Source organism: Chromohalobacter sp. HP20-39, assembly GCF_033052815.1.
Classification (GTDB): domain Bacteria; phylum Pseudomonadota; class Gammaproteobacteria; order Pseudomonadales; family Halomonadaceae; genus Chromohalobacter.
Genome location: NZ_JAWHTP010000605.1, coordinates 1 through 277 on the forward strand (window position 1 = coordinate 1; position 277 = coordinate 277).

Genomic DNA, 277 nt, shown 5'->3' on the forward strand with positions numbered 1-277 from the left:
GTTCACGCACGTAGCGGTCCTCCCAGCCATCGCCCTGCATGTAGTGCTTGTCGAAAACCGCTTGCGCCTTGCCGTCGGAGCGCAGCCGGGCAACCATCTCAGGCTTGAAGTCCGTCTGGAGCATGCGCGACGTGGTCCGGGTGACCCACAGGTAGTCGCGGTTCGGCACGGCGTCGTTGATCATTTGCACCTGGTCGACGGTCAGGCCGAACGTGTCGCAGTACAGGTTCTTGCTGGTATTGGCGAGGCTGTTGGGCAGGTAGATGAAGTTCGCGAT

At 61.4% G+C, this 277-nt stretch carries 1 protein-coding gene; it reads right to left on the bottom strand.

Going from position 1 to position 277, the window contains the following annotated elements; all coding sequences use genetic code 11:
• A partial coding sequence (locus tag RVY79_RS19365; protein WP_317466193.1) for a hypothetical protein occupies nucleotides 1-277 on the bottom strand: 277 nt, incomplete at both ends.